At 35.1% G+C, this 24,208-nt stretch carries 23 protein-coding genes; 21 read left to right on the forward strand and 2 right to left on the reverse strand.

All coding sequences use genetic code 11. From position 1 onward, the window contains the following. Positions 1 to 99: 99 nt before the first annotated feature. From SD1D_RS04450 to SD1D_RS04485, 8 genes are all read left to right on the forward strand, one after another. The gene (locus tag SD1D_RS04450; RefSeq protein ID WP_058257809.1) at positions 100 to 801 is read left to right on the forward strand and encodes a response regulator transcription factor; all 702 of its coding nucleotides are present in this window, start codon (positions 100 to 102) and stop codon (positions 799 to 801) included. Next, positions 776 to 2,701 (forward strand): sensor histidine kinase, encoded by a 1,926-nt coding sequence (locus SD1D_RS04455; protein WP_058257810.1) that lies wholly within the window; start codon positions 776 to 778, stop codon positions 2,699 to 2,701. The genes SD1D_RS04450 and SD1D_RS04455 overlap by 26 nt, the downstream gene beginning before the upstream one ends. A 153-nt stretch (positions 2,702 to 2,854) precedes the next feature. After that, a complete protein-coding gene (locus tag SD1D_RS04460; protein ID WP_242955253.1) occupies positions 2,855 to 3,622 on the forward strand; it encodes an NADPH-dependent oxidoreductase in 768 nt (255 codons plus the stop codon). A gap of 21 nt (positions 3,623 to 3,643) precedes the next feature. Then, the gene (rfbA, locus tag SD1D_RS04465) at positions 3,644 to 4,522 is read left to right on the forward strand and encodes a glucose-1-phosphate thymidylyltransferase RfbA (RefSeq protein ID WP_058257811.1); all 879 of its coding nucleotides are present in this window, start codon (positions 3,644 to 3,646) and stop codon (positions 4,520 to 4,522) included. A gap of 36 nt (positions 4,523 to 4,558) precedes the next feature. After that, positions 4,559 to 5,110: a dTDP-4-dehydrorhamnose 3,5-epimerase gene (gene rfbC / locus SD1D_RS04470; protein ID WP_058257812.1), complete on the forward strand. Its 552-nt coding sequence runs from the start codon at positions 4,559 to 4,561 to the stop codon at positions 5,108 to 5,110. Positions 5,111 to 5,325: 215 nt separating this feature from the next. Next, a complete protein-coding gene (gene rfbB / locus SD1D_RS04475) occupies positions 5,326 to 6,345 on the forward strand; it encodes a dTDP-glucose 4,6-dehydratase (protein WP_058257813.1) in 1,020 nt (339 codons plus the stop codon). Between the two features lie 138 nt (positions 6,346 to 6,483). Then, positions 6,484 to 6,726 (forward strand): hypothetical protein, encoded by a 243-nt coding sequence (locus SD1D_RS04480; RefSeq protein ID WP_058257814.1) that lies wholly within the window; start codon positions 6,484 to 6,486, stop codon positions 6,724 to 6,726. A 326-nt stretch (positions 6,727 to 7,052) separates the two neighbouring features. Next, positions 7,053 to 8,033, forward strand: coding sequence for an AEC family transporter (locus SD1D_RS04485; RefSeq protein ID WP_058257815.1), 981 nt, complete (start codon positions 7,053 to 7,055; stop codon positions 8,031 to 8,033). Between the two features lie 58 nt (positions 8,034 to 8,091). On the opposite strand, the gene SD1D_RS04490 is transcribed toward SD1D_RS04485, so the two are convergent. Together SD1D_RS04490 and SD1D_RS04495 are read right to left on the reverse strand one after the other, a co-directional pair. Beyond that, positions 8,092 to 9,165 carry an NAD/NADP-dependent octopine/nopaline dehydrogenase family protein gene (locus tag SD1D_RS04490; protein WP_058257816.1) on the reverse strand — a complete coding sequence of 358 codons (1,074 nt, stop codon included), beginning with the start codon at positions 9,163 to 9,165 and terminating at the stop codon, positions 8,092 to 8,094. A 21-nt stretch (positions 9,166 to 9,186) separates the two neighbouring features. Continuing rightward, positions 9,187 to 10,299, reverse strand: a complete 1,113-nt coding sequence (locus SD1D_RS04495) for a sugar-transfer associated ATP-grasp domain-containing protein (protein ID WP_058257817.1) — start codon at positions 10,297 to 10,299, stop codon at positions 9,187 to 9,189. A gap of 611 nt (positions 10,300 to 10,910) precedes the next feature. Between SD1D_RS04495 and SD1D_RS04500 the strand changes: the two genes are divergently transcribed. From SD1D_RS04500 to SD1D_RS04560, 13 genes are all read left to right on the forward strand, one after another. Continuing rightward, on the forward strand, positions 10,911 to 12,713 hold the full coding sequence (locus tag SD1D_RS04500) for a methyl-accepting chemotaxis protein (protein ID WP_058257818.1): 1,803 nt from the start codon (positions 10,911 to 10,913) through the stop codon (positions 12,711 to 12,713). Positions 12,714 to 12,870: 157 nt separating this feature from the next. Further along, entirely contained in the window at positions 12,871 to 13,776 is a 906-nt protein-coding gene (locus SD1D_RS04505; protein WP_058257819.1) for an amino acid ABC transporter substrate-binding protein, read from the forward strand. 390 nt (positions 13,777 to 14,166) lie between these two features. Further along, positions 14,167 to 14,784, forward strand: coding sequence for an amino acid ABC transporter permease (locus SD1D_RS04510; RefSeq protein WP_273232594.1), 618 nt, complete (start codon positions 14,167 to 14,169; stop codon positions 14,782 to 14,784). A 23-nt stretch (positions 14,785 to 14,807) separates the two neighbouring features. Next, positions 14,808 to 15,566, forward strand: coding sequence for an amino acid ABC transporter ATP-binding protein (locus SD1D_RS04515; RefSeq protein ID WP_058257820.1), 759 nt, complete (start codon positions 14,808 to 14,810; stop codon positions 15,564 to 15,566). A 133-nt stretch (positions 15,567 to 15,699) separates the two neighbouring features. Next, positions 15,700 to 16,167 (forward strand): ribosome maturation factor RimP, encoded by a 468-nt coding sequence (rimP, locus tag SD1D_RS04520; RefSeq protein WP_058257821.1) that lies wholly within the window; start codon positions 15,700 to 15,702, stop codon positions 16,165 to 16,167. Positions 16,168 to 16,444: 277 nt separating this feature from the next. Then, a complete protein-coding gene (gene nusA / locus SD1D_RS04525) occupies positions 16,445 to 17,491 on the forward strand; it encodes a transcription termination factor NusA (RefSeq protein ID WP_058257822.1) in 1,047 nt (348 codons plus the stop codon). Between the two features lie 14 nt (positions 17,492 to 17,505). Then, positions 17,506 to 17,793: an RNase P modulator RnpM gene (gene rnpM, locus SD1D_RS04530; RefSeq protein WP_058257823.1), complete on the forward strand. Its 288-nt coding sequence runs from the start codon at positions 17,506 to 17,508 to the stop codon at positions 17,791 to 17,793. Continuing rightward, positions 17,765 to 18,079: a L7Ae/L30e/S12e/Gadd45 family ribosomal protein gene (locus SD1D_RS04535; protein ID WP_058257824.1), complete on the forward strand. Its 315-nt coding sequence runs from the start codon at positions 17,765 to 17,767 to the stop codon at positions 18,077 to 18,079. Before rnpM ends, SD1D_RS04535 begins: the two co-directional genes overlap by 29 nt. Positions 18,080 to 18,102: 23 nt before the next feature. Next, on the forward strand, positions 18,103 to 20,823 hold the full coding sequence (infB, locus tag SD1D_RS04540; protein ID WP_087758772.1) for a translation initiation factor IF-2: 2,721 nt from the start codon (positions 18,103 to 18,105) through the stop codon (positions 20,821 to 20,823). A 38-nt stretch (positions 20,824 to 20,861) separates the two neighbouring features. Continuing rightward, entirely contained in the window at positions 20,862 to 21,263 is a 402-nt protein-coding gene (gene rbfA / locus SD1D_RS04545) for a 30S ribosome-binding factor RbfA (protein ID WP_058257825.1), read from the forward strand. 35 nt (positions 21,264 to 21,298) lie between these two features. Further along, positions 21,299 to 22,273 (forward strand): DHH family phosphoesterase, encoded by a 975-nt coding sequence (locus SD1D_RS04550; protein ID WP_058257826.1) that lies wholly within the window; start codon positions 21,299 to 21,301, stop codon positions 22,271 to 22,273. A 22-nt stretch (positions 22,274 to 22,295) separates the two neighbouring features. Next, positions 22,296 to 23,207 (forward strand): tRNA pseudouridine(55) synthase TruB, encoded by a 912-nt coding sequence (gene truB, locus SD1D_RS04555; protein WP_058257827.1) that lies wholly within the window; start codon positions 22,296 to 22,298, stop codon positions 23,205 to 23,207. A gap of 18 nt (positions 23,208 to 23,225) precedes the next feature. After that, positions 23,226 to 24,143 carry a bifunctional riboflavin kinase/FAD synthetase gene (locus SD1D_RS04560; protein WP_058257828.1) on the forward strand — a complete coding sequence of 306 codons (918 nt, stop codon included), beginning with the start codon at positions 23,226 to 23,228 and terminating at the stop codon, positions 24,141 to 24,143. The last annotated feature ends 65 nt before the right edge of the window (positions 24,144 to 24,208 follow it).

Here is a 24,208-nt window from a genome sequence, read left to right on the forward strand (position 1 = left end):
AGGTACCTTTTTAAGATACTTTTAAGATTTTCATCTACTGGTATTTAAGATTCCCCTACTAGTATAATAATATCGGTAAAAGAGGAGGTTAAGCCGGATATGGAAACTGCAAAAATTTTAGTGGCTGATGATGACAAAGAGATTGCGGGGGCAATCGAAAAACTTCTGAAAATGGAAGGCTACGAAGTTATTAAAGCCTATAATGGTATGGAGGCACTTGATGCTTTGGTATCTAATCAAGTTCAGCTTATTATATTGGATATTATGATGCCTAAGCTAGATGGTCTATCTACCATGATGAAGATAAGGGATAGCAAGAATATCCCAATTATATTACTGTCAGCCAAATCAGAGGATTCGGATAAAATACTGGGCCTTTCTATGGGAGCAGATGATTATGTGACTAAACCTTTTAATCCCCAGGAGCTACTGGCTAGGGTAAAAAGTCAGCTTCGCAGGTATCTGCAGCTTGGAGATAAGGACAGTAATAATTCTGCCAATAAAATTGTAATAGGTGGCATATGTATGGATGTAGAAAAGGTGGAGTTAACCGTAGATGGTGAACCTGTTAAGCTGACTGCAAAGGAGTTTAAGATTTTAGAGTTTCTTATGAGAAATGCAGGTTGTGTGTTTTCAGCAGAGCAAATTTATGAGAGAGTGTGGCAGGAAACCGCATATTCTGTTGAAAATACTGTTATGGTCCATATCAGGCGAATTCGTGAAAAGATCGAAATTAATCCTAAGGAGCCGAAATATTTAAAGGTGGTGTGGGGAATTGGTTACAAAATTGAGAAGATTTAGTAGAAAGAAAGGTTTGAAAATTTTCTCATTTGCTCTTACAGTGTTTCTTTTGGTAAGCGCTATTATACAAACCTATTATATTTTTTATGCTAGTAATTTAAATATTGAGTCTTTGTTTGTAAAAGATTATGTGGAAAGTGATGGCTTTCGATATGGGGAGATAACACCGGCAATCAATGATGTTCTCAATAAAATTACAGTCGGCAAAAAGTTAGATTATATACCAAAATATTTTTATTATTATACTGACGGTGAAAAATATTATAATAATATTACACTTAGTGAAATAATTAAACTTAAATATCATTATGAATATGATGGGGAGATATGGTTTCCTAAAGAAAAACCAGATGATTATAATTCAAGTGACAAAAATGATTCTGATTACTTAGAGGCTTATTATTTGGTTGGTTCAGATCACATTTATGATATAAGTCACAATGAAGCTCAAGATGGTGAAATGAAAAATTATACCTTATATATAGGTTTTTCAGAGGAACATATGCAGCAAAAGCAGCAGGAATGGAATTCTGACAGGTCAGAGGTTCTTTCTAAGGTAAAATTATTAGTACTATCCCTTGTTATATCCTTAATATGTATTATTCACCTTATTACTGTAACAGGTCGAAAACCTGAAGATGATAAGGTTCATTTAACTCCTTACATGGACAGAATTTATACTGATATACAATTTTTACTTATAATACTTACCCTAGTTATATGGTTTGGTGGTATAAACAATCAGATGAATTATACAAGCGATCCCAGTGATGTTCTAAGTATGGACCAAATTGTAATGATGATTTACCTGGGAATTTTATCAGGAATTGCCCTAATTATATGCGGAGTTCTTTTTCTTAGCATGGTACGTAAGTTAAAGGCAAGGAAGTTGTTGAAGCATAGTTTGATGTATGCAATCGGGAGCGGTATTAATAAATATATCCGGAGTTTATTTGATATTAAAAGATTTGAGAATTATCCTCTTACAGATTCTTTAAATCGAAGACAGATTATATTTACAGTGGCCAGCGGATTATTAGTATTTCTATTCACTATATTTTCACTTTTAAGCACTATATTATGGATCTTTCCATTAATGTTAGAAGCTGTAGTAATATATTGGTATTTTTACGAAAATAGAAAAACTTTTGAAGAAATCAATCTGGGCTTTCAAGAGAGTTTAAAAGAGCAAATGAAGTCAGAGAGGATGAAGGTGGATCTTATCACTAACGTATCCCATGATTTAAAGACTCCATTAACTTCCATAATTAGTTATGTGGAGTTACTATCTAAGGAAGAGTTGCCGGAAGCGGCCAGGGATTATGTAAATATTTTAGCTGATAAATCCGGAAGGTTAAAAAATATTGTATCTGATCTTTTTGATCTGGCTAAAAGTACCAGCGGAAACCTTCCCCTTAATATGGAAAATCTAGATTTAAAGAAGCTGATTGAGCAGACTTTAGGGGATATGGAGGATGAGATTGAAAAGTCAAATATACGTATAAAAACCACTCTGACAGAGTCACCGGTATATATATATTCTGACGGAAAGAAGCTATATAGGGTATTTCAAAATATAATTGGAAATGCATTAAAATATTCACTTCAAGGTACTAGGATCTTTATTGATATGGAGGTTGATAATAAAATTGTAAATGTAGTAATAAAAAATACAGCATCATATGATATGGATTTTACAGCTGAAGAAATACTACAAAGATTTAATAGGGGAGATAAATCAAGGACAACTGAGGGAAGCGGACTAGGTTTATCCATAGCTGAAAGTTTTACCAGGGCATGTGGAGGAAACTTCAAAGTAGAAATAGACGGAGATCAGTTTAAAGTTAAGTTAAGATTTACAATATCAGGGGTAGTTCCACTTCCTGAAATGGATAATTAATTGTGTCAATTTAATGGTGTCAGGTACTGTTAATAAAACATTAGCAAATTATGAACAATGTATGAATGAAAGAGGATTTGTTTATAATTTGTTAACAGTACCTGACACTTTTTATGAAATATGATATAATTACGTCGTAAAGGAGGAAAATCTATGCAATCTATGGATGATACAATAAAGATGCAGCTTAACCACCGTACTATAAGAGAATTTACTGATAAAGCAATTTCAGATGAAATTATATCTCGGTTAGTTCAAGTGGCAGAACGTACTGCTACTTCCAATGGTTTGCAGGCCTGTTCAATAATAAGGATAAGTGACCAAGCTATAAAAAATGAGCTGGCTGATATCTGTAAGCAGGAGTACGTGGCAAGAATGCCTGAGCTATGGATTTTTATAGTGGACCAATACCGTAATGGTCAGATAGCCAAGGAGAAGAACTGCCATGAGGAAAGTATTGGGGATATGGACCGCTTCTTTCAAGGTTTTACCGATGCCTGCCTGATGGCTCAAAATGTGGTAACCGCGGCAGAAAGTATAGGACTTGGGACTGTATATTTAGGTAGTATACTAAATGATCCCAGTAGGACTGTGAAACTGCTTAAGCTGCCTAAACTGACATTTCCTGCCCTGGGTCTTGGATTTGGATACCCAAATCAGAATCCAAAGTTAAAGCCTAGGATGGATATGAAGCTTCGAATGTTTGAAAATAGCTATAAATGTTTTGATAATTATAGTGATTTGATAAAAGAATATGATCAAATTATGAAGACTTATTATGATTTGAGGGATACTAACAATAGGGTTGATAGTTTCAGCAATCAGCTGATTACTAAGCTTAAAAATATTAATCCCATAAGGCAGAAGATAATTAATGTCATTGCCGAACAGGGTTTTGATTTAATGATATCTGATAAATAAATAATAGGAGGGAATAGCCCTATGAAAGGTATTATTTTAGCCGGCGGATCCGGCACACGGTTATATCCGATTACTATGGTGACATCTAAACAGCTTCTGCCTGTATATGATAAACCAATGATTTACTATCCTTTATCTACCCTAATGCTGGCGGGTATTCAGGATATTCTTATTATATCGACTCCAACTGATCTTCCAAACTTTGAAAGGCTACTGGGTGACGGTTCAAATTATGGTATTAATCTAAGTTATGAGGTTCAGCCATCTCCGGACGGTTTGGCACAGGCCTTTCTAATCGGTGAAAGATTTATTGATGGCGATTCTTGTGCTATGATTTTAGGGGATAATATATTCTATGGAAATGGTCTTACAAGGCATCTTAGGGAAGCAGCTGCCAGAAAGCAGGGGGCTACCGTATTTGGTTACTATGTAGAGGATCCTGAAAGATTCGGTATAATTGAATTTGATGAGGAGGGCAAGGCTATATCCATAGAAGAAAAGCCTGAGAATCCCAAATCTAATTATTGTGTAACCGGATTGTATTTTTATGATAATAGAGTCTGTGATTTTGCAAAAATGATAAAGCCTTCCCCCAGGGGTGAGCTTGAAATTACAGATCTTAATAGGATCTATCTAGAGGATGGAAGTTTAAATGTAGTAACCCTTGGTAGGGGTTATGCTTGGTTAGATACGGGCACTGTAGACTCTCTTAATGAAGCTTCGGAATTTGTTAGAGTTATTGAGAGTCGCCAGGGTATACAGATAGCAGCCCTTGAAGAAATTGCATATATAAATGATTGGATTACCAAGGAAAAATTACTTGAGGCAGCAGAGCGTTATGGAAAATCAAATTATGGTGAACATTTAATGAAGGTCGCCCAAGGTAAAATCCTTTATTAACCCTAAGTACCAATACGATACAAAGGAGCTTATTTTATGGATATTATTAAGACAAGTATACAGGATTTATATATAATCCAACCCCAGGTTTTTGGCGACAGCAGGGGATGGTTTACTGAAAGCTGGTCAAAAAAAGCATTTGAAGAGGCGGGACTTTATTATGATTTTGTTCAGGACAATCATTCATTTTCTGCAAATAAGGGAGTCCTTAGGGGCCTGCATTATCAAAAAGGGGAGGCGGCTCAGGCAAAACTGGTTCGCTGTACTAGGGGGGCCGTTCTAGATGTGGTAGTAGATATGAGAAAAGGTTCTCCTACTTATATGAAATGGGAAGCCGTGGAGCTATCTTGTCAAAACCATCGCCAGCTGCTTATTCCAAGGGGCTTTTTGCATGGTTTCTTGACTTTAACTGATAACGTTGAATTTCAATATAAGGTAGATAATTACTATAACCAAGAGGCAGACAGAAGTATACGGTGGGATGATCCGGAAATTAATATAGATTGGGGAGTTAAAGACCCCATACTATCAGATAAGGATAAGAATGCTCCCTTTTTAAGAGATAGTGATATAGATTTTTACTATTAGTTAATAAATATAAGTAATATTTTTACAATTATATTAAAAATTTTAGTTTTATACCAAAAAATACTAAAAATATGTTATTATAATATTAAGATATTATTAATATTGATAAATTTAACATAAACTAAAGTTTTTTGATAATCTTAAGAACGATTTTACAAACCATAATATTTTACTAAAATAAAAACTATAACATAGAAAACGAGGTAAGAGTGAATATGAAAATTATCGTTACCGGTGGAGCCGGATTTATCGGAGGAAATTTTGTTCATTATATGTTAGAAGAATATCCTGAAGATCAAATTATATGTTTAGATAAACTTACCTATGCCGGAAATATAGAAACCCTTGAGCCGGTTATGAATAATGAAAATTTTAAATTTGTGAAGGGAGATATAGCTGATAGAAGCTTTGTATATAAATTGTTTGAGGATGAAAAGCCCGATGTGGTAATTAATTTTGCCGCAGAAAGCCATGTGGACAGGTCAATTACCGATCCTGATGTATTCTTAAAAACCAATATTATGGGTACCGGTGTACTTCTTGATGCATGTAGAAAGTATGGAATAGAAAGATTTCATCAGGTATCTACAGATGAAGTTTATGGTGATTTACCCTTAGACAGGCCGGATTTGTTTTTTACAGAGGAAACACCCCTTACTACCTCAAGTCCATATTCTGCATCCAAGGCTTCCTCAGATTTGCTGGTACAGGCTTATCATCGTACTTATAAATTGCCGGTAACTATATCTCGTTGTTCCAATAATTATGGACCTTATCAATTTCCCGAGAAACTTATTCCCTTAATTATTGCCAATGCCCTAAATGACAAGCCCCTTCCGGTATATGGCAAAGGAGATAATGTTAGGGATTGGCTATATGTAATAGACCATTGTAAGGCTATTGACTTAATAGTAAGGAAGGGAACTGTAGGAGAAGTCTATAATATAGGGGGACATAATGAAAAGACCAATCTAGAAGTGGTGAAGATTATTTTAAAAGAGCTTGGTAAGAGTGAGGACTTAATCCAATTTGTCAAAGACCGTCCGGGCCATGACAGAAGATATGCCATTGACCCTACAAAGATTAGAAGGGAACTAGGTTGGGAACCTACCACTTTCTTTGATGAAGGAATAAAGAAAACAATTAAGTGGTATCTAGATAACAAGACCTGGTGGGAAAACATAATCAGCGGAGAATATCAAACCTATTATGAAAAAATGTATGGCAACCGATAAATACTATAAGATAAATTGTAAATTTTGACAGTTAAAATTATTGGCAGCACTTATTTGCAACTTTTTACAAGGTTTACATTCATTATACCAAAGAGTATAATGAATGTTGCCAACATTCTAATGGAAGGATGTCATAACATGCTAAGAATCTTTATCTGTCCAAAATGTTATAATTTTAGAATAGTATCAAGAAATCCTGATGCTATTTGCTTCCATTGTGGTGCAAAATTACATAAAAGCGACCTGGATTACGTGGAATTTATTGATATGAATGAACAGGAACGCATGAAATATAAAGAAAATTTCATTAAACGAATGAAAATGTTCCAAAACGAAGTTGACAGTATACTTGTAGAACAAGAAGTAAACAAGTTAGGATAATAATGATGACTAAAATCAATAAAAGTAAATAGTCATTTAGAAGATTTTATTTAATATTGTGGGATATGGCAGTAATCTTTGTAGCAAGTGCTTCTAGATTACTGCTTCCTTATGATTCCACATTTTCTAAGGTGGATATGAGATTTAATATGATATCCACCTTGATTATATTTTATGTATCTTTATAAGTGTTTTATCTGCATCTTTTGGAGAGCTAATATAGCCAGTGGCAGATATTTTACTGAGTGTATGGTATTATCTCAAGAAAATCGCACAAGCTAAAAGATATCATTATATTTATACATTACAGCAGACAGGAGAATTGTATGTCAATTTCAGGTATACTTATTTATCAAATTGCAGTTATATTTATCATAATTATAATCGGTGTAATATGCTATAAAACTAACTTAATTGATGATGCTACTAATAGTAAATTATCCAATATATTATTGACCCTGGTTAATCCCATAGTTATCTTTGTATCATATCAAAGAGATTTTTCTTATGATTTATTAGAGGGACTTCTCATATCTCTTTTACTTTCCATAATAACTCATATTGTCGGTATCATTATATCCTATACATTGATAAGAAGAAAAAGGAGAAAGATTGTAACAATAGATGGCAGTACTACTAAAAGCTATGTGGAAAATGAAAATGTAGAGGTTGAGCGTTTACAAAGTATCTATTCCAATTTGGGTTTTATGGGGATACCTTTAGTTAACAGTATCTTTGGAAGTGAAGGAGTATTTTATGTTACGGCTTCCATTACCATATTTAATATTTTTATATGGACCCATGGTGTAATATTGATGTCCGGAGCTGAGAATCTAAAATTCAAGGACATTATAGAAAAACTAATATCTCCTACTATTTTTGCAATTATTATTGGTCTTTTATTCTTTATCTTTCAGATTAGGGTTCCGGATGTAGTGTATGAGGCACTTGATTATATAGCAGATCTTAATACACCTTTTGCCATGTTAATAGCAGGTGTAACCATAGGAAAGACCAATATTATTAAGTTATTTACCAAAAATCTTAGGACTTATTATATAGCCTTTATAAGACTTATCATAATACCTTTTGTATTGTTGCTTCTATATATATGGTTACCTATAAATGAGATGGTTAAGATAGTTGCTATTATAATGGCTTCCTCACCTACGGCAGCTTCCGGTGCCCTATTTGCCATAAAATTTAATAAAAACTCTGTATATGCCGCAGAAATATTTACTGTATCAACTTTATTTTGCATTCTAACTATTCCGTTAATTGTAAAAATTGCAGAACTTTTAGCTTAAAAAATAAGACCTTATTCCAATGAGCTATATAGCCATCTTGGAATAGGTCTTATATTATTTAGCTATCCCGATCTTTCATAATAAGATCTAACAAGTCTTCACCGAGATTTTCAAGAGTCCTTCCTTCTAATCTAAGATCGCGGCCTAAAGCGGCGGATGCAATATTAATTAAAGCTGTACATATAGGTGTTGCTATCTTATACTTTAAACCCAGAGATTCTAAAAGAACCAGCCCTTGAGGTACATCTTCAGATATGTATCTTGAATCTACTTTAGTTGGGCCTTTAGCCCGTGTAGGCATATCTGCATACCAGAAAAATACTTCTTTAGCATCCCTTTCATCATCTAGGGTATTTCTGAATTTGCATGCTTCCACATAGGGCAGCCGTTCACAGCCCATTTTCTCCATTACATCCATTTTTTCTTTATCCAGTGCCTCTAAGATATTCCATACACTGGGGGTAAATACTTCATGATACATGCAGTATTCGCCTTTGGTTTTTTCAATGCGAGGAATACTCATAATTGCACCTACTGTATGGATTATTAGATTGGGATTATGTAGTCCTGCCTCTATTACAGAGGGCAGGTATACGAAGGGAAATCCAAGATGATCCAGTTTTTCTTTACCATATTCCAAATGTTTTTTAGGATATATTCCCAGAGGATTACGTACATTACGAAAACCAACTTTTATAGTTCCCGGTTCATTTATCCTGCAGTCAATAAATGAACTTTGGGCTTCGCAAATGGTAAGATCTATATCTTTACAATGCCTTAGGACATAAGTAGTTGATAGATAACCTGGGTTAATTAATAGGACTTGCCCATCTTTTAGGTAAGGCTTTATCCTTTTAATCAAGTTTTCATGATAATTTGTCTGTATATATATAATTACAACTTCACTTTCACTAAGTTTTGAAAGATCCCTTGTTATTTGCTTGATTTTAGCAACCTTTGTTTCGCCGTTTTCTATCAGTTTAACAGTACCCTCATTCTTTATAAGATATTCGAAATTTTGATCATGGAGGGCATGGGAAGTTTTTATTAAAGTAACATCATGACCTCTTAAACTTAAATCTGCTGCTACAGCTGTACCGCCGTTACCGGCACCTAATACTGAAATATTCATCTTAATTCCTCCTTATGAAAATTAGTTTATAGCTACATTTGTGGCAACCATTGTCTCTTCTAAAAAGATTTCATTTAAGACGCTTTCTGTAAGATCCCCAAAAAGCGGGCCACAGCTGACTTGATTCATACCGGGAGCCCCGTTGTATTCGATTAAAACCGGATCTCCCACTTCATCTATTGAGAAATCCCAGCCGATAATGCGAAAATGAGGGATATCTTTATGGGCTCTTTTTATAGCATCAAGCACTTTCACGTAAGATGGAATTGTAATCTCACTAAAGACGGTACCGCCCGGATGACTGCTTACCCATTGAGACTTTCTATTAATAGCATTATCACTTAGTCTGCCATCGTTCTTAATTGGACAAGCCAGACCACCGGCTGAAACATTATCAAGACGAGAGCCTCCAACACCCATACGCAGTATAGCAGAAGATATATAGACTTCACCTTGGAACAAAAATGATATTACCCGAATGGTATTTAGGGATTTAGGGTGTATGTCTGCCAAGGTTTTATGTTGGGATACAATGTCTTGAACGATATAATCGGAATTATATAATTTCAATAAATTATCAAAATCAATATCCATATGTTCTTCTTTATCATAAAAGAATATATCTACTCCCTCGCCGCTATATATTGCCGGCTTTAAAACAAACTGTTTCTCAGATTCTAAAATAGCTTTGGCTTGTGCAAAGCTTATAATATTTCCTAAGCCGTCATAAAAGCAATTATTACTGTTTCTAAGAATTGTTCGAGGCTGCTTCAAATAAGGGAATAGCTGTTTATAAAAGCATTTATCTGTATATGCATGGCGAAAACTAGTTTTATTAAGGGTCGGATAAATTATTCTCCAGTATATATCTTCCGGGATATATCTAGGATCATATTCCTTATCCTTATAGCAATAAAGGTCATACCACATTTTTTTGGGCTTTATATTGTACCTGCTCCAAAATGAAAGTACTTGCTGGCGAAAAAGCTTGTTACTTCCTCTAAAGCCCCCCTTGATAGTAGCCAGACTACGTCTGCAATTTTTCTGTGCCTTTTTTGCTTCTGCATAAAGATCAACACTTTGATAGATAGTTTTACAAAATTTTTCCCATCTGCCAGCCTGATTAATTCCCATATGCACAACAGCCTCCGAACACCAGACCTAAATCGGTGTATTCTGTCTTAAAACAAAAATTATGCATCTTATCATCCCTTTCTATAAATATTATTATTTTATTTGATTTTGACAGTATAAGAAATAAAGCTGAAGAAAGCTTCAACCTATTAAATAAATGTATTGATTAGCAATACTTTTTGTGAATTAATGATATGTTGTAGAAAATTTAAGAAACTGTTTGATTAATTAAAAAATAGATTGCAATTAATTCCAAAAGGAAAGGTTATTATTAAAAATAAAGTTTATTTGGGGCATTATTTGTATTATAGCATAAATTAAAAATTATTTCAGACAATTATTCTAGTTTTTAAAAATTTAATAAATATAAAATGAATTTAATCAAATTATTATGTTTTAGAATCCATTTATTAAAAAATCTTGATATCGCAATTGGTAAATGGTATACTGTTATGGAAATAAAACAACTATAAAACAGGAAATTTTTAAGGTTAAAGATGGATGTAAATTAAAATTATTTAAAATAGAATTTTGTATCAAAAGGAAGCAAAATAAATGACTTTAAACTGTACATTATATTAGACTACAAAAGATAGGAGAAGATATAGATTATGAAGTTAAACAGCATAAGTAAAAAAATGTATTTAATAGTATCGATGATAGTAATTACATCATTAATTAGCATTTCGGTGATAAATTACACTATTTCCAAGGGGGAATTATCCCGTTCCAATCAACTTATTTTAAAAAATGCCATCGAATCTACCATGGTAGAAATCAACAAGAATTATCGTAATTCTATTAATAATTCAGAGTGGATGAACGAGGAAAGTGCAAAGGCTGCATCTTTAGCCTATATAGGGGATTTAACAAAAAGCCAGATGGATGAAACATCCGGGGCTACAATTAAAGAAACCGATGCTAACAGTTCAGCAACTCATAACAGTATATTTGCAGAACATAAAATTGATTTAGGTGAATCAGGCTACTTTTTTATAATAGATTCTGAGGGAAATATTATTTCCCATCCTTTTCTTACTGACAATATTTACAATCTGAAATCCCGGGATGGACGAAATATTACCAAGGAACTAATTGATACAGCCAAATCCGGTGGAGGTATGCTCAATTATGCCTTGGAGGAAGGCAGTAGTAAAATTACTGGCAGTAAAACAGTATATTCCAAATATTTTCCCCATTGGGATTGGGTGGTAAGTGCCGTTATATATGATACGGAACTGGCAAGAGGAGCTAATATTATATTAAAAAGCAATATTCGCAATCTTATCTTAGTCTTGGCCCTATCAATGGTTATAACAATTATATTCACCCGTATGATAATCAATCCTATTAAGAAAATAAGTAAAGCATTAGTTGGAATATCTGAAGGGGATTTAACGGTTGATAGGATTGATATTAGAACAAAGGATGAGATGAAGCTATTAGGGGATTCAGTAAATCGATTAATTGATAACCTAAATAAGGTTATTAAGGCGATACAGACTTCTAATGATAGGCTTAATCAATATGCAGGAAGACTTAGTGAATCTTCCGGATATGTATCTGAAGCTACCTCAGAAGTAGCTAATGCCATTTCACATATGGCCGGTCAGACCGATGAACAACACAGACAAACAGTTGACAGTGTAGAAAAGGTAACTTTACTTGGAGAGAATATAAAAGAAACAGCTGAGGCCAGTTCTAAGATCGGCACTATAGTAGATAAGAATATAGAATTAAAAGAACTTGGCTTATCCTCTGTTGGGCAGTTAAAGGCAGCTGCCATAGAGAATAACGAGAATACAGATATAGTAGAGGAACTGGTACATAGAATTAATGATCATTCTTCTGATATAGGTGAAATAACTACTATTATATCTAATATAGCAAAACAAACCAATCTCTTAGCCTTAAATGCCAGTATAGAAGCTGCAAGGGCTGGGGAGCATGGTTCGGGTTTCGCTGTGGTTGCAGATGAAATCCGTAAACTGGCCAATGAAACAGCCATAGCAGTTGATGATATTCATCAAAAGATAGAACAGATGCAGGATCAATCTGCTAGAGCGGTGAACTTTATATCTAGAAATCGTGAAGGTGCCGATAAGATTAACTTATCTGTTAATAAGACAGAAGAGATAATCGGTATGATTTCTGACGGATTACAGGCTTTAATAGAGAGTATAAAGGTTATTGTTAATCACAATCAGGTAATCAACCAGAAGAAGGATGAAATACTTGAAATGCTTGGCCATGTATCAGAACTAGCGCAGGATAACTCTGCATCAATAGAAGAAATCTCAGCAACAGCACAAGAACAGTCAGTTACAGTACTAGAGATTAATGAAAGTATAAACCAGCTTAATGAAATGGTAAGTGATTTGAATACTTTAATTAAGGAGTTTAAGGTAAATTAACCGGTAATTGCATAAAATAATGACAAATGTAAGCCACAAAGCTTTATATAATATGTATAAAGTTTTGTGGCTTATTTAAAAATTTAATCTTGCATTATTTGCGCTGTCGTGGTAGCATGGTAAAGTGATAATTAACTAAACAATAGGGAGGCTTCATATGAAAAAAGCAGTAATTGGTTTAATTATGTTGACTTTGCTGATGTTTGCCTTGACAGCCTGCGACTCCAAAGATGGTGGGAATGATGTGTCAAAGCAGGAGGCCACAGGTAATGATAACAAAGATACAGCAAACAAGGAAGAAGCAGATCAGTCAGAGGATAATAATCAGACTGATACTTCATTAGAATATGTGAAGAATAAAGGTAAGTTAATTCTTGGCCTGGATGATTCATTTCCACCCATGGGATTTCGTGATGATGCAGGTAATATTGTAGGTTTTGATATTGACCTTGCAGAAGCAGTATGCAAAAAGCTGGGAGTGGAGCTGGTAGTTGAACCTATTAAATGGATTGCTAAGGAACATGAATTAAATACCAAGAGTATTGATTGTATCTGGAATGGTTTTTCTGTTACACCGGATAGGGTGGAGCAACTTTCAATGTCTATACCATATATGGAGAATAAATTAGCCATTGTTGTAAAAAATGGTAGCGGTATAGAGTCCAAAGAGGACTTGGCCGGCAAACGATTGGCTGTACAAGGCGGTTCCTCAGCAGAGGAAGCCCTAAATACAGAAGAAAACAAGGAATTTAGAGAGTCTCTTGGGGAGATTAACAGCAGCTTTAAAGATTATGTAACAGCAGTAATGGATCTTGAGACCGGAAATTCCGATGCTGTACTTATGGATTCTGTAGTTGCTACATATATGATTCATGAAGTCGGCAAGGACTTTGTAATACTTGACGATTACCTTCTGGCTGAAGAATATGCTATCGGTTTTCGTAAAGGTGAAGAGGCCCTGGTTAATGCAGTAAATGAGGCTTTAAGAGAATTAAAAGCAGACCAAACGGTGGCCGAAATTTCAGAGAAATGGTTTGGTTCTGATATAACAATTATTGAATAGAATAAATCTTATATGTAAAGGCAAGAAGGTTTCGCTATCTTCCAAGAGGAAGATAGTGAAACCTTCTTTTGGACTGCCAAGTAAATCTTTAGTGTAAAACCTGGTGTAAATTATAGGGGTCAAATAGATAAAATATATGGGGATGGTTATATTATGACTAATATTTGGATAAAAGTCAACTATTTTTATGCAAAAAATTACAAACAAGTGTAAAAATTAGGGATTTAGTATTATTTCATACGAAAAATGAGCAATTACAACAAGAAAATAAGATTGAAATCCTCACATCATTATGGTAGTATGGTAAAGTGCTAACAGACAATATTATTTTGAAAGGCTTGGTTGACTATGGTAATCGATAAAGTACCGATAGACTTGCTTGTAAAGAATATGATCTTTGCAACCGGAACAGTTCTAAAGATTTTTTTTCTAACCATTTTGCTATCAATACCTTTGGGATTTTTGGTAGCCTTAGCAAGAGGAAGTCGGTATAAAATAATTAGTGTACCTACAAGGATATATCAGCTGATATTCCGAGGAACACCTCTTATGTTACAGCTGTTTTTTTTCATGTATGCCCCTTATTATATATTTGATACGGGCTTTGAACGATTTACAGCATGTATTATAGCTTTTGTAATAAATTATGCTGCATATTTTGGAGAAATCTTCAGAGGAGGAATTGCAGCCATTCCCAAGGGACAATATGAAGCAGCCAAGGTATTGGGATATAGTAAATTACAGACATTTACAAGGATTATTTTGCCCCAGGTAATAAAGCATGTTATACCTGCTACAGGTAATGAGTTTATGACCTTAGTTAAAGATACATCCCTTGCTCAGGTTATTTCCGTAAAAGAAATTTATGATGTAGCCAGCAATGCCGGTTCAAGATATTTTTCAACTATACCTTTGGTTGTAGCAGGGGTATTTTATCTAGTAATGAATACTGTAATAGAGTTTATTTTTAAGTATATTGAAAAGAAACTTAATTATTATAAGACTTGATTTAATTTAAAGGGGAATTACATATGCTACTTAAGGCTGAAAATATAAAAAAGAAATTTAATAAGGAAAATGTTCTTAAAGATATATCTTTGGAAGTCAAAAAGGGAGAAGTAGTGGCAATCATAGGACCATCCGGCTCCGGTAAATCCACATTACTTCGCTGTCTGACACAGCTTGAACAGGTGGATGGGGGCCGAATTGAGATTGACGGCAAGCTTATGGTTGATGCTGTAGACGGTAAAGCGGTATATTCCGATGCTAAAACTCTTCATGAAATACAAGTAAATGTAGGATTAGTATTTCAAAATTTTAATTTATTTCCCCATTATTCTGTGCTAAAAAATATAACCGATGCCCAGATTAGGGTGCTTAAAAGAGATAAAAAAGAAGCTAAAGTTATAGCTATGGATTTACTTTCAAAAATGAATCTCTCTGATAGATGGGCTGCTTACCCTTGTGAGCTGTCCGGGGGACAGCAGCAGAGAATAGCCATAGCAAGAGCCCTAGCTCTAAATCCTAAAATTCTTTTCTTTGATGAGCCAACATCAGCCTTAGATCCGGAATTGACAGGAGAAATTCTTAAAGTTATAAAAAATCTGGCAAAGGAAAAGATGACCATGGTTATAGTAACCCATGAGATGGCATTTGCAAAAGAAGTGGCTGATAAAGTTATATTTATGGATAATGGTGTTATTATTGAACAGGGTACTCCGGGAGAAGTTTTTTCCAATACAAAAAATCAAAGAACTAAGGAGTTTCTGCAAAGATATTCTGAAAAATAACCCTTGCAAATATTACCTATATTTGATATAATAACATGTGTGCAAAATGATAAGACTAATTAAGAGTGGGCGTGAGTCCACTCTTATATTTTGTGAACAGACATTTTTTTATTCAAAGAAAGTAGGGTTTAAGATGGCAAAGCACGAAGTTTATGAACAAAAGACAGAGAAATTATTGGAGCCTATTTTGGCAGAGCATCATTTTGAATTATATGATGTGGAATATGTAAAAGAAGGCAGCAATTGGTATCTACGGGCTTTTATTGATAAGGAAGGTGGTATTACTGTAGATGATTGTGAGCTGGTAAGTAGGAAGCTAAGTGATTTGCTAGATAAAGAGGATTTTATTTCTGAGTCTTATATTCTTGAAGTTAGTTCACCGGGTCTTGGCAGGCAGTTGAAAAAAGACAAACACTTTGATCGTAGTATTGGTGAGGAAGTTGAAATTAAGTTATATAAGGCCATTGATAAACAAAAAGAATGGATAGGTATATTAAAAGACTATAATGCAGAAGTCATTAAAATCCAGCTAGATGATGAGACAGAGATGGAATTTCCAAGATCTAATGTAGCAGTGGTTCGTTTGACCATTGATTTTTAATAGTAAATTTGATGTGATTTATTATAGTATATAAAGTTAGTGGAACATGTAGTTTGTTGAAGGGAGAAAAATTCTCCCTATGTAGTTAATGGAACGTGTTAGTTTATTGAAGGGAGAAAAATTCTCCCTATGTAGTTAATGGAACGTGTTAGTTTATTGAAGGGAGAAAAATTCTCCCTATGTAGTTAGTGGAACTCGTTAGTTTATTGAAGGGAGAAAAATTCTCCCTATGTAGTTAGTGGAACTCGTTAGTTTATTGAAGGGAGAATTGGGTAAAATGGATGCGAACAGGGAACTGATTAATGCTTTAAACCAGATTGAGAAAGAAAAGGATATTAGTAAGGATATCTTATTGGAAGCTTTGGAAAACTCATTGGTTGCAGCATGTAAAAATAATTTTGGCAGGGCAGATAATATAAAAGTTAGTATTGATAGGGAAACCGGACAGGTAAATGTCTATGCCATGAAGGAAGTAGTCGAAGAAGTGACAGACCCCGTTACGCAGATTAGCCTGGCCCAGGCCAAAATAAAGGATGGTAATTTTAACCTTGGAGATATGGTAAGTGTAGAAGTAACTCCAAAGAATTTTGGTAGGATTGCCGCACAGAAAGCAAAACAGGTTGTGGTCCAGAAAATCCGTGAAGAAGAAAGAAAAGTATTATATCAGCAGTACAGTAGTAAGGAAAGAGATATTGTAACCGGAATTGTACAAAGATATGTAGGAAATAATGTAAGTATAAACCTAGGCAAAGTGGATGCCATGCTTAATGAAAATGAACAGGTTAAGGGAGAAGTCTTTCGTCCTACAGACCGTATTAAGCTATATGTTCTTGAAGTTAAGGATACTCCAAAAGGTCCCCGGATCTTGGTTTCTAGGACTCATCCTGAGTTGGTTAAACGTTTATTTGAAGCTGAAGTTGCCGAAATTCAGGATGGTACTGTTGAAATTAAAAGCATTGCAAGAGAAGCAGGTTCCAGAACAAAGATGGCAGTATGGAGTAACGATCCCAATGTTGACGCCGTAGGAGCTTGTGTGGGAGTAAACGGCGCAAGGGTTAATGCCATTGTATATGAGCTTCGGGATGAGAAAATAGATATTATCAACTGGAGCGATGACCCTGCTAAGCTGATTGAAAATGCCTTAAGTCCTGCCAAGGTTATTTCCGTTACAGTGGATGAAGAAGAAAAAAGTGCAAGAGTTGTTGTTCCTGATTACCAGCTGTCATTAGCTATCGGTAAGGAAGGCCAGAATGCCAGATTGGCAGCTAAGTTGACAGGATATAAGATAGATATTAAGAGTGAATCTCAGATAATGGGATATTAAGGATGTGATTATGGATGGCAAGGAAAATACCATTAAGAGTGTGTACCGGATGCGGTGAGTCAAAACCCAAAAAGGAATTAATCCGAATCCTACGAACCCCTGAAGAAGAGATTATTGTGGATACAACAGGAAAGAAGAATGGTAGAGGGGCATATATTTGCTGTTCTTCTGATTGTTTAAAAAAAGCAATTAAAACAAGGGGGTTAGAGCGTTCATTAAAGGTGGAGATACCTAAAGAATTGCTTGATACTTTAGAGAAGGAGATGGTATCACTTGAATCCGACATTAAAAAAGGTATTTAGCCTGTTAGGCATTGCAACGAAATCCAATAATATAGTCAGTGGAGAATTTTTAACGGAAAAGGCGGTGAAAGAACATAAAGCAGCCTTAGTCATAGTAGCTGAAGACGCATCGGATAATACTAAGAAAATGTTTACCAATATGTGTACTTATTATAAAGTGCCGATATATTTTTGTGGTTTAAAGACTGATCTTGGCCATGCGATAGGCAAAGAATTTCGAGCTTCTTTAGCGGTACTAGATAAGGGCTTGGCAGACGCAATTGAAAAGCAACTTAAAATGATGTAGTGAGATTAACGGAGGTAGTAAGTATGGCAAAGATGAAAGTATTTGAATTAAAAAATCTAATAAATGAACAAATTCATGGTAATATCGAGAGTAAGGATATACAAAAATTCCTGGAGGAAAAATTGGGTATAAAAAAGACCCATAGCAGTAATCTTGAGGACCATGAAGTAAAAGCTGTTAAGGAACATTTTATTCCTTCGGCTAAGAAAACTTCCGAAACTCCTGCAATTAATAATGTGCGTACTGCAAGTCATAACATTGAAATGGGTCAGGAGCTTGCGGGAAGTCAACCTAAGGAGACACAAGGCAAGCAGACGGAGCCTACGACCGCAGCAAGACCTGCAGGCCAGGCAAGGGGCCAAGGTCAGATACAAAATACCCAGGCAAGGCCTCAAGGTCAGACGCCAAGAGGTCAAAGGCCAAGAGGGCAAAGACCAAGAGGTCAGATGTCCTCTCAAAATGCAAATGCTCAAGGACATTCTGCACAGTCAGCAAGACCGCAAGGAGCGGCAAACAGAAGTCAAAAACAAGCTAATCAGCAGCCAAGCGGACAAAAATCCCAAGCAAGACCACAGGGGCAACAGGGTCAGCAGGGACGCGTGCAGCAACAAAGTGGCAGAAGATATGCTGATAATAATCAAAGACCGGCAAATAGACAGGGCAGTGGTCAAAGAGCCGGATATAATACAAGACCTAATGAAACTTATAAAAAAGATCAAGAGGGTAGACAGTCATATGCAAATAGAAATAAGAGAAGTACAGGTTCTAGAAATGCCAATGACAGAAAGAATTTTGATCAGCAAATATTAGAACAAAAAGTAGCAGAGAAAAATGATTTTAGTAACAAAAGAAATAGGGACAGAATGAACAAGGATAAGATGTATAAAGATAAGGCTTTATTGCACGATGAGGAAGAAAAGAACATAAGCAAACTTACTCCTAAAAAGGGACAATTTATTAAGCCGAAGCCGGTTGAAGAAGTGAAGGAAGAAATTAAGGTAATTACTCTTCCTGAGGTTCTGACAATTAAGGAACTGGCAGATAAGATGAAAATATCTGGAGCTACTTTGATAAAGAAGTTATTCCTTGAAGGTAAAGTAGTTACCATTAATCAAGAAATAACATTTGAAGAGGCAGAGGAAATAGCCATAGAATATGATATAATATGTGAAAAAGAAGTTAAGGTTAATGAAGTTGAGGAATTGTTAAAGGAAGAGGAAGAAGATCCTGCAACTATGGTAAAGCGACCTCCTGTTGTTTGTGTTATGGGTCATGTTGACCATGGTAAGACCTCACTTCTTGATGCAATCAGGCATGCCAATGTAACCTCAAAAGAGGCGGGAGGAATTACCCAACATATCGGTGCTTACATGGTTGAAGTTAACGGTGAGAAGATTACATTCTTGGATACACCGGGCCATGAGGCTTTTACTTCCATGCGTATGAGAGGTGCTCAGGCTACAGATATAGCAATCTTAGTGGTTGCGGCAGATGATGGTGTAATGCCTCAGACAGTAGAGGCTATTAGCCATGCTAAAGCAGCAGGTGTTCAAATAATAGTTGCAATCAATAAAATAGATAAGCCCAGTGCTAATGTAGAGAGAGTAAAACAAGAGCTTACTGAATATGAATTAATAGCAGAAGATTGGGGCGGAGATACAATATTTGTTCCTGTTTCAGCCCATACTAAAGAAGGAATTGATCAGCTACTTGAAATGATTCTTCTGACTGCCGAGATGGAAGAGTTGAAGGCAAATCCCAATCGTATGGCCAGGGGTCTTGTTATTGAAGCAGAACTGGATAAAGGAAGGGGTCCTGTAGCTACTATCTTAGTGCAGAAGGGAACTTTGCATGTGGGTGACAATATTGCTGTAGGTTCCTCTTATGGTAAGGTTCGTGCTATGATAGATGATAGGGGCAGAAGAGTTAAAGAAGCAACTCCTTCTACACCTGTAGAAATATTAGGATTAAACTCAGTTCCTGATGTGGGAGAGATTTTCCTATCAACCGAAAGCGAAAAGGAAGCAAGAAATATTGCGGAAGCATTTATTAACCAGAGCAAGGAGAAATTGATTGCCGATACTAAAGCAAAGTTATCCCTAGACGGACTCTTTTCACAAATTCAAGCAGGCAATATTAAAGAACTAAATCTTATTATCAAGGCCGATGTACAAGGTTCAGTAGAGGCCATGAAGCAAAGTCTGCTGAAGTTGAGCAATGAAGAAGTTGCTGTAAGGGTTATTCATGGCGGTGTTGGTGCCATAAATGAATCTGACGTTATACTGGCTAGCACATCCAATGCTATTATCATCGGTTTTAACGTAAAACCCGATAATATGGCTAAGGAAAGAGCAGATCATGAAAAAGTAGATATAAAATTATATCGTGTTATATATACTGCAATTAATGACGTAGAAGCAGCCATGAAGGGTCTCTTAGATCCTGTATATGAGGAAAAAGTAATTGGCCATGCAGAGATTCGTCAAACATTTAAAGCTTCAGGAATAGGTACTATCGGAGGAGCTTATGTTTTAGACGGTAAAATCGTAAGGGGCTGCAAAGTTCGTATATACAGAGATAATAAGCTATATCATGAGGGTAACTTAGCTTCACTTAAGAGATTCCAAGATGATGTGAAAGAGGTTGCTGCAGGTTACGAATGCGGTTTGGTATTTGAGAAATTCAACGATATTAAGGTTGATGATAAAGTAGAATTTTATGTAATGGAAGAAGTGCCCAGATAAGAATTGGCTTAAGTTGAAGGAAAGGTATTGGTGATAGTATGAGGAAAAACAGCATTAAAAACACCAGAATAAATGGAGAAGTAAAAAAAGAGCTAAGCAATTTAATCAGCAGGGAGATTAAGGATCCTAGAATTCATCCTATGACTTCAGTCATTGACGTATATGTAGCACCGGATTTAAAGACTGCTAAGGTATATATAAGTGTTATGGGAGATGAGGAATCTAAAAAAGAAACCTATCAAGGATTAAAAAGTGCGGCATCCTTCATCCGTGGCCAATTAGCAAAAAATCTAAACTTACGTAACACACCGGAACTTACCTTTATCATTGATGACTCCATAGAATATGGTGTGAAAATGTCAAAATTAATTGATGAGGTAAATTCTCAATCCGCTAATCATGACATAGAAGATAATGCTGAAGAAAATGTAACTGAGTAACTTTTTGTATATAATAGGAACTGAAAGGATATTTTATGAGCATTATTAATTTAGAAAATATAACAAAGGAATTAATTGCTGCAAAAAAAATTGCAATTGCCGGCCATATTCGACCGGACGGCGATTGCATCGGTTCCTGCACGGCATTATATCTATATTTAATGAATAATTGCCATGAGCTGGGGATAGAGCAGGTGGATGTTTATCTAGAACCCTTTGGAGAGGAATTTAATATTCTTCCCGGTACAGATAAAATCAGACACAGCTATGATTATGATGAGTCTTACGATTTATTCATTTCCCTAGATAGCAGTAGTTTAGATCGTATAGGAAATGCAATCCGGTATTTTAATTCAGCCAAGAGAAAAATCTCCATAGATCATCATATTACCAATGAAAATTATGCAGATGTTAATCATGTGGTGGCAAATGCTTCTTCTACTTGTGAAGTTTTATATAATTTAATGAATGAAGATAAGATAAACGAAGATATTGCAATGTGTCTATATGTTGGCATAATACATGATACAGGAATATTTAGACATAGCAGCACCTCAGATAAGACAATGGAAATTGCTGCAGCCTTGATTAGGAAAGGTATAAACTTTACAAGACTAATTGATGAAACTTTTATCCAAAAGACTTATACCCAGCTGCAGGTATTAGGTAGGTGTCTTACGGAAAGTGTACTTTTATTAGAGGGTAAGATTATTGTTTCTCATATAAGCAAAAAGACCATTGATTTTTATGGGCTGGCTTATACAGATTTAAATGGAATAATAGATCAGCTTCGTACTGCTAAAAACACTGAGGTGGCTGTATTTATTTACGAGACGGATTTTAATGAACATAAGGTAAGCTTAAGATCCAATGGCATAGTGGATGTCAGTAAGATTGCACATTTATTTGGTGGCGGTGGACATGTAAAGGCTGCAGGCTACAGCATGGTAGGCACCGTTGATGATGTAATTATTAAACTGCTTCCACAAATCAAGGCACAATTAACTTAAGCTCTTAAAGGAGCAGATGATTTTGATAAACGGAATTATAAATATAAATAAGGAAAAAGGATATACCTCTCATGATGTTGTTGCAAAAATGAGAGGTATCTTAAAAATGAAGAAAATTGGACATACAGGTACCTTAGATCCTGAAGCTGAAGGTGTACTACCTGTATGTATCGGTAAGGCAACAAAAGTCGTAGATTTAATTGTAGATAAGGATAAGACTTATGAAGCTGTCCTTAAGCTAGGCATAGTAACCGACACCCAGGATATGACAGGAAATATTATTAGGACTTCTGTTGTGGATGTGGATTTATCCAGGATAAAAGAGGTGGCAGAAAGTTTTATTGGCGGGTATGAACAGCTTCCCCCTATGTATTCTGCAGTAAAGGTAAATGGAAAAAGACTTTATGAACTGGCAAGATTGGGAAAAGAAATAGAACGTAAACCCAGGAAGGTTAACATTCACAATATAGAGATTATAGATTATAATCCTCAAGAACATGAGGTGAAATTAATTATAGCTTGTGGTAAAGGTACTTATATTCGCACCCTTCTTCATGATATAGGTGAAATATTGGGCTGCGGAGGAGTGATGATGAGCCTACTTAGAACCAGGGTAGGCGAATTTACCATTGTAAATTCTTTAAGTCTTGACCAGGTGGAGGAATATGTCCGAGCAGGATCTATCCAAGAACATATAGTATTGATAGAAGATATTTTTTCATCTTACCCAAAGGTAATAGTGGATAGTCGTTTTAGCAAATTAATATATAATGGGAACCATTTTTTTGAAAATCATGTATCAAGCGCAGAGGATTTTCCCAGCAAAAGTTCAAATGTTTTTGTTAGGGTATATGATTCTCAGGGACATTTTATAGGCATATACAAATATGAATGGGAGAAAAAAAGATTCTCTGTTGAAAAAATGTTCCTATAGAGACTGACGGAGGAATAGATGAAATATATATCAGAAAATATAGATTTTAATATAAAAAATAGTGCAGTTACCTTAGGTAAATTTGACGGACTTCATCAGGGACACCAAATCTTAATTGATAAGGTTTTGTCCCTAAAAGAAGAAGGCTATACATCAGTAATGTTTACTTTTTTATACCATCCATATAATCTTTTTTCAGATAATGAGATCAAATTGATTTTCACTGAGGATGAAAAAAAACATATACTTTCCCAAAGTGGTTTGGATGTTTTAATATCATATCCCTTTTCCCATGATACAAAAAATATTGAACCGGAAGATTTTATCAAGAATATACTTGTTGAAAAACTAGATGCTAAGCTAATAGTTGTAGGTAATGATTTTAGATTCGGCCGTAACCGAAGGGGAGATATTAATATGCTTAAGGCTATGGAAGATATCTATGGCTTTAAAGTTATATCTTTTGAAAAAAAACGATGGGAAGATACCATCATTAGCAGTTCTGTTATAAGAAATGAATTACAAAGGGGCCATATGGAAAGGGTAAATAACTTACTTGGCCGTACCTATTTTATACGGGGTAAGGTTCTTGACGGTAGAAAAATAGGAAGAACCATTGGAATGCCTACTACTAACTTACTTCCTCCATCAAATAAGCTGCTCCCGCCCTGCGGTGTTTATACCTCAAGGACTATTATAGATGGAGTGTCTTACCCAGGCATGACCAATATAGGTTATAAGCCCACTGTGGGAAAAGAGAAGGAAAAAGGTGTGGAAACCTATATTTTTGATTTTAGCAAAGATTTATACGGTAAGGAAATTGATGTTGAACTTCTTGAATATGTAAGACCTGAGATAAAGTTTGATAGTATAGAAGAATTAAAAGTTAAGATGGAGGAGGATTTAACTTTCGGCAGAAAGTTTTTTAATATTTAGCTTTTAATTGACTGCAATGTCTTTTTATGGTAAGATTTATATAAATTTGACGAATGGGAAAGGGT

The sequence above is a fragment of the Herbinix luporum genome (assembly GCF_900070325.1).
GTDB classification, from domain to species: domain Bacteria; phylum Bacillota; class Clostridia; order Lachnospirales; family Lachnospiraceae; genus Mobilitalea; species Mobilitalea luporum.